Genomic DNA, 14,750 nt, shown 5'->3' with positions numbered 1-14,750 from the left:
ATGGATTTTGGTAATGCAATGTCGACCCTCGCCTCCGAGGACTACGTGACGGACGTGGCCCTCGTGATGGGTGGGTTCGCTGCACCGGCCGCAGTCAAGTACGGCGTCGAGAACAAGATGGGCAAGGACCTGCCCGACGAAGCCTACGGCCTGACAGTCGCGGCGGGCGGCGCCATCTACGGCGGCGCCGGCCGGAAGGTCGCTATCGGCGGCGGGGTTCACACGCTCGAAGCGCTCCGAACGCGGTTCATGGAGGGTAACTGATGGCGCAAGACCTCTTCGCCGCCGAGGGCAAGACCGCCGACGCGGTGACGGTCTCGCAGAACGCGCCCTCGTCGCCCGTTCCGACGCCGATTCTCGAACTCAACCCTGACCGGGGCCAGTTCCTCCGGCTGCTGAACCGCGTGGCGATGGGTGAAGCGCAGGGTATCCCAATCTACGCCGACCTTCGAGACTCCAACGGCGACCCGCTCCCCGTCAACACGTCGCTGTTCTTCGCCCTGAAGCCCTCGGGGCATCACACTTCGATGAAGGTCTCGGAGGTGGTCGAGTCCATCGACCAGTTCACCAACCTCACCATCAGCGAGCAGCGCAACGTCGACAACATCGACGCGGTGAAGTTCACGCTTCAGTTCCCCGAGACGCACCCCAACAAGCCCGGTGACGCCACGCAGTTCGTCGACATTCGGGACATTGACGAGTTCTTCGTCATGTGTGATTCGGCGGCACAAATCGACTGGTCTCAGTCGTCGTTCTACATCGAGTCCAGCGCTGTCGAGCAGAGCGGGCGCCGGTGATACCGATGCAGAAGGAACTTGCCCAGCGACTCGCCAACACGCGGCGCCAGCCCGGTCACATCACCCCCGACGAGTTCGACAACTCGGTCAACAGTCAGGGTCAGCGGTCGGAAATCGGCACGTATCAGGTCGACACCGCCCACCTGCTCCGGCAGGGTCGTGACCACCCTCTCAAAATCGCCATCCCGGCGTACCAGAAGGAGACGACCAACGGGACCGCCGACGACTCCGAGCAGTTCACTCTCAGCCACGACGTGACGGACACGCCCGTCACGCAGTCGGTCGTCTGCTGGCTGGACGGCACGTACTACGGGACGCCGGACTCGGTGGACTACGCCAACAACACCATCACCGTCACCGATGCGGGCACCAACAGCAACCTGCACATCTACTACGTGGCGGCAGACCCGGCCTCGATGGAGATTCGCAAGAGTCTCCCCGGCGAGTCGACCGACCAGTCCCAGCGTGTGTACACGGGCAACCTCGGACTGGTCCACGAGTCGCCGCAGTTGGAGCAGCCCGAGTATCTGTCCCTGACCGACGGCGAGATGCACCCGTGGCTCTCCGCCGACATGACGTTGACCGTGTACCTCGATGCACCGTACACGGTCCGGTGGACCGACAACGACGGCGACGGGACCGAGCCAACGAACGCACTCCTGAACGTCCCGGTTCTGCGTGGGAGCCGTGAGGTGCCCGGCCTCGCGGCAGCCATCAGCGCAGGCATGGGGCAGGCGTAGGAGGCCCTACAATGCAATTTTCGAGCGACTACACCCCAGTCTGGGAGAGCGGCGCTACCCCCGGCAGCGACGACTTCGAGGACTCGGTGACTCTCACCAGCAACGAGGGCAACGAGTCGATACAGGGGAGCAACACCGAGACGAACGGCCCGCTGACGCCGACGACCGTCGTCGAGGGAACCGGCTGGTCTGAGGACGATGTGATGCTGGCCGCGCAGGTGGTCAACATCATCCTGTTCCTGCTGTTGGTGTACGAGACCTTCTACGGAGGTGTTGGAGCGTGAGCGAGGACCTGAACGGCATGGAACAGTGGGTACAGGAGCAGGATAATATGGTCATCGAGGACGATGGGAGCATCACCAACACCGAGACGGGCGTGAACACGTCAGACGACGACTCCGGTAACGCGCCCATCTACGACTCTGACACGACGAGCTACGACGAAGCGGTGAGCGATTCGTCCAGTTCGTCGGACCCGTGGAGCGACCCGTCTTCTGACCCCGGTGACGCCAGTGAGCCGACCTACACGGGCGGTATGCCGTCCGACACGTATGGCAACACCGACCCAGACGCCAACAACACGGACGGTCCCAACACCATCGACGGCGATGGAGACGGGGCGGTCAACGTGCCCGACGACACCGACGACGGCGACCGTCATGAGGGACTGTTTGGCGGCGGGACTCAGACCGACAGCGACGGCGAGAACGTCGACCAAGGATTCGGCAACGACACCGACAACGACGGAGTACAGGACCAAAACGACCCCAACCCCGACCGGAGCAACGGCGGCGACTCGTCGGACTCCGGTGGCGTGAACCAATCCGACCCGTCGACGGGCGAGAGCCAGACCGGCGGGACGCCCGAAGCCGTGGAGAACGTCGAGGAGAGTATGACCGAACTCCGCAACGACGTTCGTGAGTCCTTCGAGGCACTCCGCCAGCAGGTGCAACAGCAGGGCGGTCAGACCGACGCCAGCCCGGCACTGGCCCTCGGCCTGCTGGCCGTCGTCGGCGGGGGCCTCTACCTCTCTCAGGGAGGGCAGGCCGATGCCTGAGGTGACTGCGACCATCGAGGAGATGGACGAGCAGGAGAAGGAGACTCAGCGCGAGCGAATCGAGCAAGACGGAGGTGCAGCGTGACGGTCGTCCCGAAGCCGGACCCCGGAGACGTGGGGTACAACGACCCCATCACGCGGCGTCTGAACGCGGGGGAAATGCTCACCGTGACGTTCGAGCCGACCCAGCGCGTGACTGACTTCGCGCTGCCGTTCCTCGCCATGTCGAAACACCCTGACAGCAGCTATGAGGTGTGGATGGACGGCAGCCGCCAGTACGGCCCGGCGCCCATCCCGCCCACGGACATCGACGACATGGTGCCTACGTTCATCCCGGCGAAGCGGTTCAGCGAGTCGATGACCGTCTACGTGCGGAACCTGTCGGACACGACGGCCCGCACGTACAGTGTGCAGCCCATCGGCTGGGAGGTGTCCAATGGGACTTGATACCCGCGCCGAAGTCGGCGAGCTACAGACCGTCCAGAACGAGCAGGGCGACAAGGTGCCCCCGGCCAACGAGAGCCATCAGCAGGCCATCCGTGACGCAGTGGGCAACCCAGACGGTGCGACTATCCAGACGTACAGCACCAGCGGGACCACGCCCGAGCAACTGCCGGACCTGACGATTCCCGACGGCGTGACGGCGCTCATCGTCTACCTGCCGGGCAACAGCGGGGACGTGTACCTCGGCAACGACACTGACCAGTTCGTGCCCCTGACCGACGCCGGCCACGTCTTCAGCTGGGAGGGGAGCAACGTCAACGACCTCTACATCAAGACCAACAGTGCCGGCGACGGCGTGGGCATCATCTTCGAGGGGGCGCAGTAGATGGCTGACATTCGCGTCCGATACGTCGACTACCGCGACGAGCAGGCCGCGAACCAGCCCTTCCCGGTCGAAGTCGGTATCAACAACCTCGAAACGGTCGGTCCGGTCGGCTGGGGGCCGGTGGTCTGTCCCGACTCCGGCGCGGTCAACAACGGCCACATGACCGACGTGACGCTGACTATCCGCGACTCAACCGGCAGTGTCGTCGAGACACTGGAGGAACCGCTGTGCGTCCCGGTCAACCGACCCTCACTCGTCGGACAGGCCAACGCGACGGCGGAGTTCCAGCCCTCGCTACCGCCCGGAGAGTACACTGTGACGGCCGAGGTGGCCGTCCGGGGCAACAACGGAACCGACACGTCACAACCCCAGAGCCTCACCGTCTCGGAGGGCACGGACAGCCTGCCCGGCGGTGACGCAGACCGGGGCTTCTGGCAGGACCCCGGCCCGGACGGGAACGACGGCGGGACCGACGGAAGCGACCCGTTCGCCGCTATCCCCGGCGTGACCGCGACCGAGGCGAAGGTCGGCGGCGGGCTGGTGGTCCTGCTGGTCCTGCTGTGGGTGGCAGCGCCGTACGCCTCTCTCGGGGCGTCTCTCGCCGGAGGTGGGCGGTAGTGGACCCACTCACCGCCTACGTCGTGCAAGCGGCTGCAATCGTCACAGCAGCGGCAGCGACGTACGGAGCGACCGCCCTCCGAAGTATCAAGCAGCAGGTGACGGACAACACGCGACGAAGCAAGCGCAACCAGAAGATGATAACCGGACGAGACACGCATCTGCGCGGCGTTCTGCCGCGCCTCGGTCGCATCGAGCGGAAGATACTCGGCGCCGTCCAGACCGTCGACGCCGACGAGGAGGGCCAGTAACATGGCCGGACTCAGTGCCTCGTCCGGTGGCGGCTGGGACTACATACAGTCCGACACGCCCGCCGATCCCGAAAAAGGAGAATCGTGGTACGACACGGACGGCGGCGCCGACGGACAGGGCGAAGCGAAGGTCTACGACGGCACGCAATGGGACGTGACGGGCTACATCTCGCACGACCAGTTAGACAACATCTCGGCAGCCGACCACCACGACCCGGTGACGGTGACGGCGCCGATCACTCGGTCGGGGCAGGCCCTCGCTCTCGCCTTCGGCAATGCGCTGCACGTCGACGCGAACGACGACCTCGCGGTCGACGAGTCGGCCATATCGCACGACAACATCTCGGGTGTCTCGGCAGCCGACCATCACGACCCGGTGACAGTGACGGCACCGCTTACCCGGTCGGGGCAGGCCCTCGCTCTCGCGCTGGGCAACGCACTCACGACCGACGCGAACGACGATCTCGCGGTCAACGAGGGCGCTATCTCCCACGACAACCTGTCGGGCGTCTCTGACTCGGACCACCACAACCCGGTGACGGTCTCGAACCCGCTGAACGTCGACGACTCGCAGGGTCTCACCCTCGGAATAGGCAACGCGCTGTACGTTGACGGCAGCGGGAACCTCGCTGTGGCCGGTAACTCCATTGGCGGCGCCGAACTTGAGTTCGACCCGGCCACCCAACCCGAACTCGACTCCCACGCCGGAGACGCCGACGCGCATCACTCCCGACCGACTGGCACGCAGTCGGCGCAACAGACGAGAACGACCAACTGGAACCGTCAAGTCGACCCTGACACCAGCATCCTGGTGACTCCGCCACCCTACGTGGAGACGATGGACCTCGAAAGTTCAGGGACCTCGTACGCGTCTGAGTACGTGATTGTGCGGGGCAACGGCAACCAAATCACGGGGAGCGTAGGCGCGACGGAGACGAAGACGATTACCGTCGATTCGTTCGTTCGCGAGGTGCAGTGCCCCAGCAGTGCGACCACCAGCCTCGCAATCAAGAACGTCACCGAATCGTTCCCCAGCCACACCCACGGTATCTAACCATGCAATCCGCAATATCCGCAATCCCGACCCCAGAGGCACAGACGCTCGCGATGGCCGTGCTATTCTTCCTCGGCGGCATGGCCGTCCCGACGAAGTACGGCATCGAGCGCGTGGAAGGCTTTGGCCGGTGGGTGGCCGTCAAGTTCCCGTATCAGTCCCCGCCGGGACAGGACGAGCAGCAGGCGATGAAGCGAGCGGTCTACGGGCGCGGCGCTGTCGTCGAGGACGGCGCTGACCAGCAGGCCGACGCTGACGCGGCGCCGGTCGAGAGTGAGGCCGGCGGGGAGACCGCGCAGTCGTGATGTGGCCGTACCACGTCGTGCCGGACGGCAACGCGGCACTGCCTCACCACTACATGACGTTCCTGCTGGCGGCGCTGGTGCCGTTGCTCATCGTCTGGGACGACCACCGCGACCGCGAACCGTGGCTGGTCCTGTGCGGTATCCTCGGCGGGCTCGCGTCGTTCGGGCTGGTGTGGGCGCGGTATCCGGTCATCGGCGCCACGCTGTCGCTCGTCGCCAACGCGCTGGTGATACTCGCGCCCCTCCGGCCGGCGTGGTCGGCATTCTGGCCCCGGCGGCATCGAGTCGCTGTCATCCTGTTGGGACTCGGCGCCGCCGACGACGTTGTGCAGCACGCGATGGGCTGGCCGACGCCGATTGACTGGGTCTGGAAGCACGGCGGTCGGACGGCGGTGGTCGAGGTGTTTAGCTTGTTGTTGGGATAACCTGAATCCAGAACTTTCACCCGCTTATTTGGCAATTTTCACTGGTACATCTCTCTTTCCGACCCGCTTCTCAATGAAATGGAGCCTGAGGACATAAAATACCGTTACAGACGCTGGTGCGGTTGCCAGAAGCCCATACATCAATAGTAACATCTTTGGACCAAAAATATCTGCAAAGTTCATCGCAAAGGGTACTGAGGTACCAATAACACCGACAAGTGTGGCTGATAGCGTTATTTGAGCCATCCTCCACTGGTTCGCCATATACCGATCAATATCTGCTCTAAATTCCACTTCCTCAGGTATGAGTGCCTTTGTGAATACCAAACAGATGGCATATACAAGAATAAACTGCAACACGACTCCAAACATGGGCAGCGACCTCGGCATGTTCATCAATTGACGGCCTTCTATGGTAATGCCGTATCTGAAGTGAGCCGCTATAAAAAGGATTAGACCGTACCCACCCGTCGCCAGCAGCGAGATTGTTTTGTCGTACTTTCTCACATTACGAAGAATTGCGACTACTGAGACCGTTGCCAGAGGAGTAAGCACAATCAGGACGAAAGCTTCTGATGAGATATTGAACGGCCAGACCTGGTTGAGCGGGAATACTTCGATCCCCGGTGTTGTACTATCCCCGAATGGCCCTGGGGCTATATCTGCCCATCCGAGAAACGAAGTGAGCGTTATGAGGATTGCACCATACGCAATCAAAAACCCGACAGGAGCATGTACGAATGGTGTATTAAAATCGCCAATTAGGTTCTGCTGGATCTCGCGAGGGGACTTGAGCCAACTCACACCTATAGTATACTATTGCAGTTTAATTACACTCTCGTTTGGATGACTACTTACATATCTCATGCCAGAGAATCCTTCATTCTCGTGTATTCGTAACAGAGTCTTGCTATCCCAGGAATGGTATGTAAACTATCGGGAAGAAATTTAGGTGGCTAATCAGAGGGTATGTAGTAATGAGTGGGAAGACTGAGATCTTCGGCAAGAGCATTTTCGAGCTTCTGAAACAGAGGGTGATTCTTCCGGGGCTTTACTCTCCTATTGAGCAATTAGATAACTTCCTATGGGAGAACCGTCATTTATTCACGCTAATCGGGATCTTCGGTGCAATCAGCGTATATCTAAGTACAGTAGAAGCTCAAATCTCGGAATCACTGGAAATATTTAGCAATTTTGCCGTTGTTGCTGGATTATCTCTTGTGACTATTCTTTCTTTGGTAATCCTAGTAAAATTGTATATCTGTTTGGGTGATAACAGCCGATGGGAAAATATTGGGCTGTTTATTTTTGCAGCGTTTTTTGTTCCACTTATTATTGTAATAACTGGATTGCTGACGACCTTCCCCCAAATCTGGGCAATCTACTATTTCATGGTTATCTATGTTTTTGGGTTGGCAGGTGGATTCGCGATATTCATTGTACCGTTTTTTATTGGTACAAAAATAGATGAGCATCTTAATACAAAACCTCCAGTATTCAGTCTTATTGCCACATTTTCTCTACTTATTACTATTTCAGCTCTAATTACTGAATATCCTGCGGTAATTACCCAACCAGCGATTGAATTTGGCGAGGCAACATCTGTAGAAGCGTGGGGGCGGCTCTTTTTGTTAATCTCATTTGGTATAGCCTTTGCCGTCTCCTTATTCGCTGCTGCCTTCTTTACTTTGGTAACGATTCTCTGGTGTGTGATCTATATTCTCAGAGCGACCTATGAGAGATTATCTGAGACTGATTTGCCATACTAATCGATTCTTGTAAGCAGTCGTAACCTGTGCCCGAGAAGCACGCATTCTCATTCAGTTCGTAGTTTAATACTTGGTAATTTCGTCTGTAACGTCTGATTGGTATACCTGCGTATCGAGCAGAATTACGAGTTTTGTAACGATAATAAATAAAGAGGGGGTTTATCGGAGTTTACGCATAAGACTAGCTAATGTTTCCATCCACAGAGGTTAGAGACGGCCTACCGTCTGCTTGTGAGGAGGTTGCGCGACTCCGTCTCCGATGGTCTAACTATTCTCTGTCGGAATTAGTGGAGAAAGACGTTCTTGAGCGGGATGAAGACGAGAACGTTGTGAGAAAGGGTGAGCGATTCACCGAAGTATGGAACGACATATGGTGAGAGGAAACGCGGGTCGGTAACTAACGTTACCTCTATCCCCTGTACTGACCAACATGTGAGACCTCACAATCTGGTGCCCGAGAATCGGGCATTCTGGTGCAATCTCGCTCGATCTGACCCCTGCTGACCCCCGAGTTCACCGAAAAAACTAGATGTTTTGCAATAGAACTGGGGAACGAGTGCATGAGGCTGAAGGACTACGACAACGACGACGGCAAGCGGGTGTGGCTCTCCGACGATGAACTGACGCGACTGATCGAGCAGGCCGAGACGCCTCACCAGCGGCTGGCCTTCCTGCTCGCTGGTCGGGTCGGACTCCGGCGCTCGGAAATCATCAAGGTGTGTCCGCAGGACCTCGTCGACGGGCCGACCGGCGACCACATCCGAGTCTGGGAGAGCTACGCGAAGCGAGACAAGTACCGAGAGCCGCCGGTCCCGAAGGAGGTCGTCACCATCGCGGAGACGCTGGCGTACCAGCAGGACGACGACGAACCGCTGCTGGACGTGGCAGGGTCGACAGTCTACCGCTGGGTTCGGCGCGCCGCCGACGCCCTGGAGGAAGAAACTGGCGACCGCGGTTGGCAGTATCTCGACGTCCACGATCTCCGACGGACGTGGGGCACCTACCTACTGGAGCAGGGCGTAATTCCGTCCGTCGTGATGGCCTTCGGCGGGTGGGAGGACTGGGACACGTTCAGAAAGCACTACCTCGGGGAATTCAGCCCGGAGGCGATTCGACGGGAGCGTGGGAAGGTTGATTTTCTAGAAGGCGGCGATGTCTCTGCTGAGGTTGTACACCAGGGAACCATGCCGTCGACTACGGGAAGAAAACCAATCTCCAAATCTGCTAAGCAGAATCAATAACTTTATATCTTTAGATGAAGACGGCTACTACTTAATGAGTACGAAAACTTTTGTGAGTTAAGACTGACTGCCGTTCATGGAGCGCTCACGTCGCAAGGAGATCAAGCGTCACCTGTCTGAGGAGGAGATCGACGAATTGCTGCGTGAGGCTGAAGACGATCACCGACTTCGGCGTCTTGGGTTCCTGAAAAACCTCTATCAAGGTGATTCGATTCCGGAGGCCGCCGACCGGGAAGGCAGGTCGGCGGCCACCGGTGATCGCTGGGCAGAAGCCTGGAATGAAGGTGGGCTCGAAGAACTCATGCCGAGTTTCGGGGCGGTCGGCCCCCGAAACTCGATGAAGACGAACAAGAAGAGCTGATCGAGATGCTTCGTGACGGTCAGCCTTGGAAATCACAGGAGATTCAGCATCTTCTCAAGGAAGAATTCGACGTCGAGTATAGCCGGAATTATCTCGGCACCTTCCTTCGAAATCTTGGTCTTTCGTACGCGAAACCACGGCCAAAGCGGCCTCATCAGCCAGAGAACCCAGATGAAATCCTCGAAGAGCGCGTCGACGACGCGCTCGACGAGGACGATCAGCCATACAACAAACGCGAGGGTGACGATGACGATGGATGGGTTGTTGACGATGATGTTTGCACCGACGGTGGAACCGTCTTGGGCTTCTTCGATGCATCGAAGCCACAGCCATACGATAATTCACGCCGGGTCTGGTACGTTGATGATCCTCATATCGAACGACCACTAGTCAAGACGGACGATTCAGCTGTCGGGTTCTATGCGCTTAACGGTGAGAGTCTCGTTATGTTCAAAGAAACTGAGGAGAAAGAACGGATTTGCGAAGTCTTAGAGAAGGTCCGCGAGCAGAATCCGCGACGCCGGATTCTGCTCGTCTTGGACAAGCACGGATCCCACATCTGTAAACACACGCGCAAGCGTGCGCATCAACTTGGGATCGACCTGGTCTTTCTCCCACAAGCTCACCGCATCTTAATCCAATTGAGAAGGTTTGGGATTACCTCAAGTGGACGATGTGCCCAATCATCGTGGAAAATGAAAACGAGTTCAAAGATCTCGTTCAGGAGACGTTCGAACAAATAACCGAACGCGTTAGCTTCGCAAAGAAGTGGTGCCAGAAATTCCTTGACTTTCAAAAGTTATCTTAGTCATTAAGTAGTAGCCGTCTTCATCCGTAAAAATTGCTTCCGGGTACGCCTCTCTACTACGTAGAGAGGCGTACCCAAAACACTAAATCAATGAATCACTAGTTAATTACTAAGATGAGCATGAACTGGGAGTCTGAACGTGACATGGCACGTGACGTTCGAGAGAACAAGGAACTGTACGAGGCCTGCGCTGCGTCGCCCGAAGACGACGAATAGCTTCTTATCTTTCTTCAGTCGGGCTTCTGAGAACGGTCTTGAAGAACAAGAGCCAGACGAGAAACATTCTGTCCCGTTTGTAGAGTGTGTTGAGCTTGATATCCTCAATCTCTCTTCTTACTTTGTGGGAGCGTAGGACTGCCTCACGTAGTACCTGTGGGGGCCACCGTCCCGGAACGATTCCATTGTCTTTCAGTAGTTTTCGGAGGAGTGCTAACGCAGTCCGGTGATTGGCATCTGGGAAAAAGTGGCGACCAGCTACGGCGTGCATCCAGCCGGCACACTGTTCACATAGGGTGTGGTTGACGGGGAACCGTCGCATCAACTTGCGTAGGTCTGCATTCCGAACGTTCCAGATTCTACGGCGAAGCCTCTTGCGAGATTGATATTCCAACATGTCATACGGGAGGCTCTTATCATCCAGAAAGCTTGTGTTCCTGAATTTGAAGTTTTCTGCCTGAATTGAAGACAGATCAGTGATGCGTGGCTGTTCGCCCGGTGGAATCATGGTTCTCTCTCACCCTCTCTGTTATCGGCTACCAGATGGGGCAAGTTGTTGATCAACTGTATCACGGCCAATACGGCTTCACTTCGGCGTGCGCCCAGTCCGACGGCGTCGCGTACCGTTCCTTGAACACCTTGCTCGGCGTCGGCTCTGGGTAGTGTTCGGCGTCGAGGTCGCCTTTCAGGTACAGAATCCCCTCGCTCGTCAGGTCGTACATATCGCCATGGATCGGTTCGATGAACCCGGCGTAATGCAGGCACATACAGCGCTCGCGGATTCGGCCCTCGGAAGCGCTGAAGCCGCGTTCACCTTCCAGCAGGCGTGGTGAGGCCCACCCCTCGGAGCGGATGAACTCCATGATTCGCTCGTCCAACTGTTCCATCCAGTAAGCCGACTTTCTCCCTTGCATGAATCAGACCTCGTTGTGGTTCTCACCAGCGCTCGGCTCTTCGTCGAAGACAGATTCTACTTCATCAGGTGCATCTTCCGAGGTGTCTATCTCTCCTTCTAAGTATCGTTCACCTCGCTCTGTTATGACGTAGACTCCGTTGCCGAGGTCATTGAGCAGGCCGTATTCGGTCAGTTTCTTGCACCGTGTACTGATGTACTGCCGAGAGTACCTCACATATCCGCTATCGGCCATCTCCTTTGGGCGACCGGAGTCTTCCTTTCGTATATACTCAAGAATCCGGTCGTCGGCGAGTACCATCCAGTCGCCCGAATACCTCATGAGTCAATCATTGATTGCCGTGGCTATAATAGAATGGATTGGCTGTTTCATCCTCTGCCAGAGGTTATTGATTCCACCGTGAGCTATATCTTCCGAGGGTAGCCATTCACTAATGCAATGCCACATGCAAATGTGACCGTGGGCATGGAGCCCTCCATGCTCGCGGACATCGAGGAAGAGCGGAAACGACACGGAATGAGCCGGGCGGAGTACATCCGTCACCTCATCCGACAAGCACACGACTCGCCGTTTGACGTTCCTGAGACGGTTCTGTGTACGGACGGGAACCATCGACCTGAAGAGTCCGAAAAGGGGGCCGCCTAAGCCATGTCCAGTGAGCCTGAGGCCCCCGATTCTGACGACGGTACCGGTCAGGAAAAACGTGACGACGACGCGGAGGACGGCCCATGAACGACGCCGTCGACCCGGAGGACCTGCCGAGCAACTACACGCCGGCAGTCGTCCAACTCACTTCTGAGGGGCCGGTGTTCGTGGCCGACTACTACACCCTGAGCAGCGGGTGGCTGGCCGTCCGGCAGTGGGACGGCGAGCGTGTGAAGCTACCTCCGCACAGGGTCGGTTCCATCTCGGAGGTTCGAGTACAGAGCTACGGGACCGACCGGGACCGCCTCAAACGTCGCGTAGCGGACAGCCAGCGCCGCGAGATGGCGGAGTCGGACGACACCGCCGGCATGGTCGTCCCGAACGCGGCCGCGGCGACGCCGTCGACGAGCGAGACGCAAGCATGAGTGGCCCGCCGGACCTCAAACCGAGAGAGGCCCGTGACCGCTGGCTCGACAAACTGCGCGTCGAGAAACGCGGGGCGTCAGTGTCGACGTACCACTACCGACTGAAGCTCTTCGTCGAGTGGGCCGAAGAGCAGGGTATCGAGCGGATGCGGGACCTGTCCGGCTGGGAACTGGAGTCCTACGAGAACTTTCGTCGCTCGCAGGACCTCTCCCCTATCACGCTGAATAAGGAGATGGGAACCCTGCGGAACTGGCTGGAGTACTGTGCCCGCATCGAGGTGGTTCCCGAGGACCTGCCGGAGAAGATCGACCCGCCGGACGTGCCGAAGGACGCCGAGAGCAGCGACGTGATGCTGCACCACGAGGAGGCGAAGAAGCTACTTACACACTACCGGGAGAACCCGGAACTGCGCGGAACGCGCCAGCACGTGCTGCTGGCGATTGCGTGGACGACTGGGGCGCGGATGGGCGCGATTCGTGCGCTCGACCTCCGCGACTTCCATGTAGACGACGGCGACGACGGGCCGCTGTACTACCTCACGTTCGCCAACAGGCCGTCGACGGACACACCGCTGAAGAAGAGCAGTGACGGCGAACGCGCCGTGTCACTCCCCAAGTCGGTCGGGAAGTCGGTACAGCGGTACGTCCTACACCACAGAAACGACGTGTACGACGACTACAGTAGACAGCCGCTCATCACGACCCAGCGGGGGCGAGCGTCGAAGGGAACGATTCGGAACCTGATGTACCTCGCTACACAGCCGTGCAACTACGGCGAGTGCCCGCATGGGAAGGAGCGGCCGACGTGTGGCTGGCGGACGCAGTCGCAGGCGAGTCAGTGCCCGTCGTCGCGTGCCCCTCACCACGTCCGAACAGGCGCGATTACATGGATGCTCCACCGCGGCGTTCCTGTCGAGGTCGTCGCGAAGCGCGTCAACTCCAGCGTCTCGACTATCGAGAAGCACTACGACAAGCCCGACCCCATCGAGGAGATGCGAGCGCGCCGAGCGTCGTACCTGCCCCTTCTCGAAATCGACCCAGAGGAAGCCGAACCATGAGCCACAGCAAACCAGTTTCACCAGACCAGAGCGGCAGAGACGAGCGGCACAGTTCAGGAACTCAGAGAAAATCCGCCCGAACCCACTACTTCTGTTCCGGACGTCGCTCGGAGCGACCGCCTCGTTCGTGGAGAGCGAGCCACACAGTACGTCCTGTCGGTCGGGCCAGTCGACCGACGGTGTCTCCACACGAGTAGAAACGTTCCAGTAGTTTCTTAGACGAGCCAACATAGCGACACGTATGGAGGAGACACTCCGTTCTGCGCGGTCGTTCGAACAGTTCGTGCTGTTGTCGGTCGTGGAACTGTCGGTAGCGGACGAGACGCCGGCCCATTCCTACGACGTGACGCAGGCGGCGAAGGCCCATCTCGACGACCTGAGTCGGGACACCTTCGGCGGCGTCGAGCGACAGGAAGTCATCTCGGCGTTGCGGTCGCTGGCCGACGACGGGTTACTGGCCAAAGACCAGACTACGTCGGCTACCGGGAAGGGGCGTCCCGCCTACGGACTGGCGGCCGACGCCGACGCGGTACTGGACGAACTGGCCGACGCCGAGACCGTCAGCCCGTACGTCGAGACGCTCAGAACGGAGGCGTAATCTCAGACGAGACTCACGTCGGCGGCACTCTGTTCGAGCGCCGGCGGTTCACCGTTTTCGAGGCGTTCCAGCCGGTCGATAATCCTGTGGACGACGTCGCCGTCCGTGCAGGGCGCAACGTGTGCGAGTTCGCCGTCGTGGTACTCGGCCAGTCCCATGATCGGGAGGACCATCGCCTCGTATGCCTCGCCGGTGACCTCCGATTCGATCTCGCTGGTCTGATAGAACGACTCCAGAGAGACGTTGTTCGAGAGCGCCCACTGTCGGAACTCGGCGACGCGGTTGAGGATGTACCTCCCCTCTTCGGTGTTAGCGGCCGCCGACTCGGGTGCGACCTGCTTGCCCCAGACGACGACGTTGTAGCCGGCGATTTCGTCGTCTCGGTCGAGTCGTTCGAGGTGGTCGATGACGGCGTCCTGTCGCTCGTGGGCCCCGTCCGGGAGAAGCGACCGGACGTACAGTTCGATTTGGGGTGCCGGCGTGTCTTGGCTCATGTCTAAGTGAAATCATGAAGACGAAGGTACATATACGTTCCGTGGGGAGTATATGCACATCTCGGGACAATATATTCCTACGTATCGCTAGACGGCGACCGGTTCGAGTGTCTCCGGTTACCATCGTTGTTCCCGATCCCGGACG

Annotated in this window: 22 protein-coding genes and 1 pseudogene; 19 read left to right on the top strand and 4 right to left on the bottom strand. The window is 58.9% G+C overall.

Going from position 1 to position 14,750, the window contains the following annotated elements:
• Positions 1-18 precede the first annotated feature (18 nt).
• From G9465_RS15755 to G9465_RS15700, 12 genes are all read left to right on the top strand, one after another.
• Positions 19-264 carry a hypothetical protein gene (locus G9465_RS15755; RefSeq protein WP_227015578.1) on the top strand — a complete coding sequence of 82 codons (246 nt, stop codon included), beginning with the start codon at positions 19-21 and terminating at the stop codon, positions 262-264.
• On the top strand, positions 264-797 hold the full coding sequence (locus G9465_RS15750; protein WP_166971660.1) for a hypothetical protein: 534 nt from the start codon (positions 264-266) through the stop codon (positions 795-797). Before G9465_RS15755 ends, G9465_RS15750 begins: the two co-directional genes overlap by 1 nt.
• Positions 798-802: 5 nt before the next feature.
• Complete coding sequence (locus tag G9465_RS15745; protein WP_166971658.1) at positions 803-1,537, top strand: hypothetical protein; 735 nt, start codon at positions 803-805, stop codon at positions 1,535-1,537.
• 11 nt (positions 1,538-1,548) lie between these two features.
• Positions 1,549-1,821, top strand: coding sequence for a hypothetical protein (locus G9465_RS15740; RefSeq protein WP_166971656.1), 273 nt, complete (start codon positions 1,549-1,551; stop codon positions 1,819-1,821).
• Positions 1,818-2,594 carry a hypothetical protein gene (locus G9465_RS15735; protein ID WP_166971654.1) on the top strand — a complete coding sequence of 259 codons (777 nt, stop codon included), beginning with the start codon at positions 1,818-1,820 and terminating at the stop codon, positions 2,592-2,594. The genes G9465_RS15740 and G9465_RS15735 overlap by 4 nt, the downstream gene beginning before the upstream one ends.
• Positions 2,595-2,675: 81 nt before the next feature.
• A complete protein-coding gene (locus tag G9465_RS15730; protein WP_166971652.1) occupies positions 2,676-3,041 on the top strand; it encodes a hypothetical protein in 366 nt (121 codons plus the stop codon).
• On the top strand, positions 3,031-3,423 hold the full coding sequence (locus tag G9465_RS15725) for a hypothetical protein (protein ID WP_166971650.1): 393 nt from the start codon (positions 3,031-3,033) through the stop codon (positions 3,421-3,423). The genes G9465_RS15730 and G9465_RS15725 overlap by 11 nt, the downstream gene beginning before the upstream one ends.
• Positions 3,424-4,041, top strand: coding sequence for a hypothetical protein (locus G9465_RS15720; RefSeq protein WP_166971648.1), 618 nt, complete (start codon positions 3,424-3,426; stop codon positions 4,039-4,041).
• Entirely contained in the window at positions 4,041-4,292 is a 252-nt protein-coding gene (locus G9465_RS15715) for a hypothetical protein (RefSeq protein WP_166971646.1), read from the top strand. The genes G9465_RS15720 and G9465_RS15715 overlap by 1 nt, the downstream gene beginning before the upstream one ends.
• A 1-nt stretch (position 4,293) precedes the next feature.
• Positions 4,294-5,346 carry a hypothetical protein gene (locus G9465_RS15710; protein ID WP_166971644.1) on the top strand — a complete coding sequence of 351 codons (1,053 nt, stop codon included), beginning with the start codon at positions 4,294-4,296 and terminating at the stop codon, positions 5,344-5,346.
• Positions 5,347-5,348: 2 nt separating this feature from the next.
• Positions 5,349-5,651, top strand: coding sequence for a hypothetical protein (locus G9465_RS25630; protein ID WP_227015577.1), 303 nt, complete (start codon positions 5,349-5,351; stop codon positions 5,649-5,651).
• Positions 5,651-6,076 (top strand): hypothetical protein, encoded by a 426-nt coding sequence (locus tag G9465_RS15700; RefSeq protein ID WP_227015576.1) that lies wholly within the window; start codon positions 5,651-5,653, stop codon positions 6,074-6,076. Before G9465_RS25630 ends, G9465_RS15700 begins: the two co-directional genes overlap by 1 nt.
• 24 nt (positions 6,077-6,100) lie before the next feature.
• Here the strand turns inward: G9465_RS15700 and G9465_RS15695 are convergent, their stop codons facing one another.
• A complete protein-coding gene (locus G9465_RS15695; RefSeq protein WP_166971640.1) occupies positions 6,101-6,880 on the bottom strand; it encodes a hypothetical protein in 780 nt (259 codons plus the stop codon).
• A gap of 173 nt (positions 6,881-7,053) precedes the next feature.
• Here G9465_RS15695 and G9465_RS15690 point away from each other — a divergent pair, with 173 nt between their 5' ends.
• From G9465_RS15690 to G9465_RS15680, 3 genes and pseudogenes are all read left to right on the top strand, one after another.
• Positions 7,054-7,845, top strand: coding sequence for a hypothetical protein (locus G9465_RS15690; protein ID WP_166971638.1), 792 nt, complete (start codon positions 7,054-7,056; stop codon positions 7,843-7,845).
• 560 nt (positions 7,846-8,405) lie between these two features.
• Positions 8,406-9,086 (top strand): site-specific integrase, encoded by a 681-nt coding sequence (locus G9465_RS15685; protein WP_166971636.1) that lies wholly within the window; start codon positions 8,406-8,408, stop codon positions 9,084-9,086.
• Between the two features lie 76 nt (positions 9,087-9,162).
• Positions 9,163-10,255, top strand: a pseudogene (locus G9465_RS15680) (IS630 family transposase).
• 785 nt (positions 10,256-11,040) lie between these two features.
• On the opposite strand, the gene G9465_RS15675 reads toward G9465_RS15680, so the two are convergent.
• Both G9465_RS15675 and G9465_RS15670 read right to left on the bottom strand, forming a co-directional pair.
• Positions 11,041-11,385 carry a hypothetical protein gene (locus tag G9465_RS15675; protein ID WP_193571709.1) on the bottom strand — a complete coding sequence of 115 codons (345 nt, stop codon included), beginning with the start codon at positions 11,383-11,385 and terminating at the stop codon, positions 11,041-11,043.
• A 3-nt stretch (positions 11,386-11,388) separates the two neighbouring features.
• Positions 11,389-11,706: a MarR family transcriptional regulator gene (locus G9465_RS15670; protein ID WP_166971634.1), complete on the bottom strand. Its 318-nt coding sequence runs from the start codon at positions 11,704-11,706 to the stop codon at positions 11,389-11,391.
• A 117-nt stretch (positions 11,707-11,823) separates the two neighbouring features.
• Between G9465_RS15670 and G9465_RS15665 the strand changes: the two genes are divergently transcribed.
• The 4 genes from G9465_RS15665 to G9465_RS15650 all read left to right on the top strand — a co-directional run bounded on the left by G9465_RS15665 (position 11,824) and on the right by G9465_RS15650 (position 14,111).
• Positions 11,824-12,030 (top strand): ribbon-helix-helix protein, CopG family, encoded by a 207-nt coding sequence (locus G9465_RS15665; RefSeq protein ID WP_166971632.1) that lies wholly within the window; start codon positions 11,824-11,826, stop codon positions 12,028-12,030.
• An 83-nt stretch (positions 12,031-12,113) separates the two neighbouring features.
• Positions 12,114-12,455, top strand: coding sequence for a hypothetical protein (locus G9465_RS15660; protein ID WP_166971630.1), 342 nt, complete (start codon positions 12,114-12,116; stop codon positions 12,453-12,455).
• Positions 12,452-13,513, top strand: a complete 1,062-nt coding sequence (locus G9465_RS15655; protein WP_166971628.1) for a site-specific integrase — start codon at positions 12,452-12,454, stop codon at positions 13,511-13,513. Before G9465_RS15660 ends, G9465_RS15655 begins: the two co-directional genes overlap by 4 nt.
• A gap of 241 nt (positions 13,514-13,754) precedes the next feature.
• Positions 13,755-14,111, top strand: a complete 357-nt coding sequence (locus tag G9465_RS15650; RefSeq protein WP_166971626.1) for a helix-turn-helix transcriptional regulator — start codon at positions 13,755-13,757, stop codon at positions 14,109-14,111.
• 2 nt (positions 14,112-14,113) lie between these two features.
• Here the strand turns inward: G9465_RS15650 and G9465_RS15645 are convergent, their stop codons facing one another.
• Positions 14,114-14,605: an HTH domain-containing protein gene (locus G9465_RS15645; protein WP_166971624.1), complete on the bottom strand. Its 492-nt coding sequence runs from the start codon at positions 14,603-14,605 to the stop codon at positions 14,114-14,116.
• Positions 14,606-14,750 lie beyond the last annotated feature (145 nt).

Source organism: Haloarcula sp. JP-L23 (assembly GCF_011602445.1).
Lineage (GTDB): Archaea > Halobacteriota > Halobacteria > Halobacteriales > Haloarculaceae > Haloarcula > Haloarcula pellucida.
Note: the sequence above shows the minus strand (reverse complement) of the source record. Positions and strands in the feature narration are given on the sequence as shown.

Excerpts from the sequence above, each read along its gene's own strand:
- G9465_RS15710 (WP_166971644.1), top strand. The coding sequence starts at position 4,294 with ATGGCCGGACTCAGTGCCTCGTCCGGTGGCGGCTGGGACTACATACAG.
- G9465_RS25630 (WP_227015577.1), top strand. The coding sequence starts at position 5,349 with ATGCAATCCGCAATATCCGCAATCCCGACCCCAGAGGCACAGACGCTC.
- G9465_RS15655 (WP_166971628.1), top strand. The coding sequence starts at position 12,452 with ATGAGTGGCCCGCCGGACCTCAAACCGAGAGAGGCCCGTGACCGCTGG.
- G9465_RS15725 (WP_166971650.1), top strand. The coding sequence starts at position 3,031 with ATGGGACTTGATACCCGCGCCGAAGTCGGCGAGCTACAGACCGTCCAG.
- G9465_RS15670 (WP_166971634.1), bottom strand. The coding sequence starts at position 11,706 with ATGAGGTATTCGGGCGACTGGATGGTACTCGCCGACGACCGGATTCTT.
- G9465_RS15745 (WP_166971658.1), top strand. The coding sequence starts at position 803 with ATGCAGAAGGAACTTGCCCAGCGACTCGCCAACACGCGGCGCCAGCCC.
- G9465_RS15755 (WP_227015578.1), top strand. The coding sequence starts at position 19 with ATGTCGACCCTCGCCTCCGAGGACTACGTGACGGACGTGGCCCTCGTG.
- G9465_RS15660 (WP_166971630.1), top strand. The coding sequence starts at position 12,114 with ATGAACGACGCCGTCGACCCGGAGGACCTGCCGAGCAACTACACGCCG.
- G9465_RS15720 (WP_166971648.1), top strand. The coding sequence starts at position 3,424 with ATGGCTGACATTCGCGTCCGATACGTCGACTACCGCGACGAGCAGGCC.
- G9465_RS15650 (WP_166971626.1), top strand. The coding sequence starts at position 13,755 with ATGGAGGAGACACTCCGTTCTGCGCGGTCGTTCGAACAGTTCGTGCTG.
- G9465_RS15740 (WP_166971656.1), top strand. The coding sequence starts at position 1,549 with ATGCAATTTTCGAGCGACTACACCCCAGTCTGGGAGAGCGGCGCTACC.
- G9465_RS15645 (WP_166971624.1), bottom strand. The coding sequence starts at position 14,605 with ATGAGCCAAGACACGCCGGCACCCCAAATCGAACTGTACGTCCGGTCG.
- G9465_RS15665 (WP_166971632.1), top strand. The coding sequence starts at position 11,824 with ATGCCACATGCAAATGTGACCGTGGGCATGGAGCCCTCCATGCTCGCG.
- G9465_RS15750 (WP_166971660.1), top strand. The coding sequence starts at position 264 with ATGGCGCAAGACCTCTTCGCCGCCGAGGGCAAGACCGCCGACGCGGTG.
- G9465_RS15690 (WP_166971638.1), top strand. The coding sequence starts at position 7,054 with ATGAGTGGGAAGACTGAGATCTTCGGCAAGAGCATTTTCGAGCTTCTG.
- G9465_RS15700 (WP_227015576.1), top strand. The coding sequence starts at position 5,651 with ATGTGGCCGTACCACGTCGTGCCGGACGGCAACGCGGCACTGCCTCAC.
- G9465_RS15685 (WP_166971636.1), top strand. The coding sequence starts at position 8,406 with ATGAGGCTGAAGGACTACGACAACGACGACGGCAAGCGGGTGTGGCTC.
- G9465_RS15675 (WP_193571709.1), bottom strand. The coding sequence starts at position 11,385 with ATGCAAGGGAGAAAGTCGGCTTACTGGATGGAACAGTTGGACGAGCGA.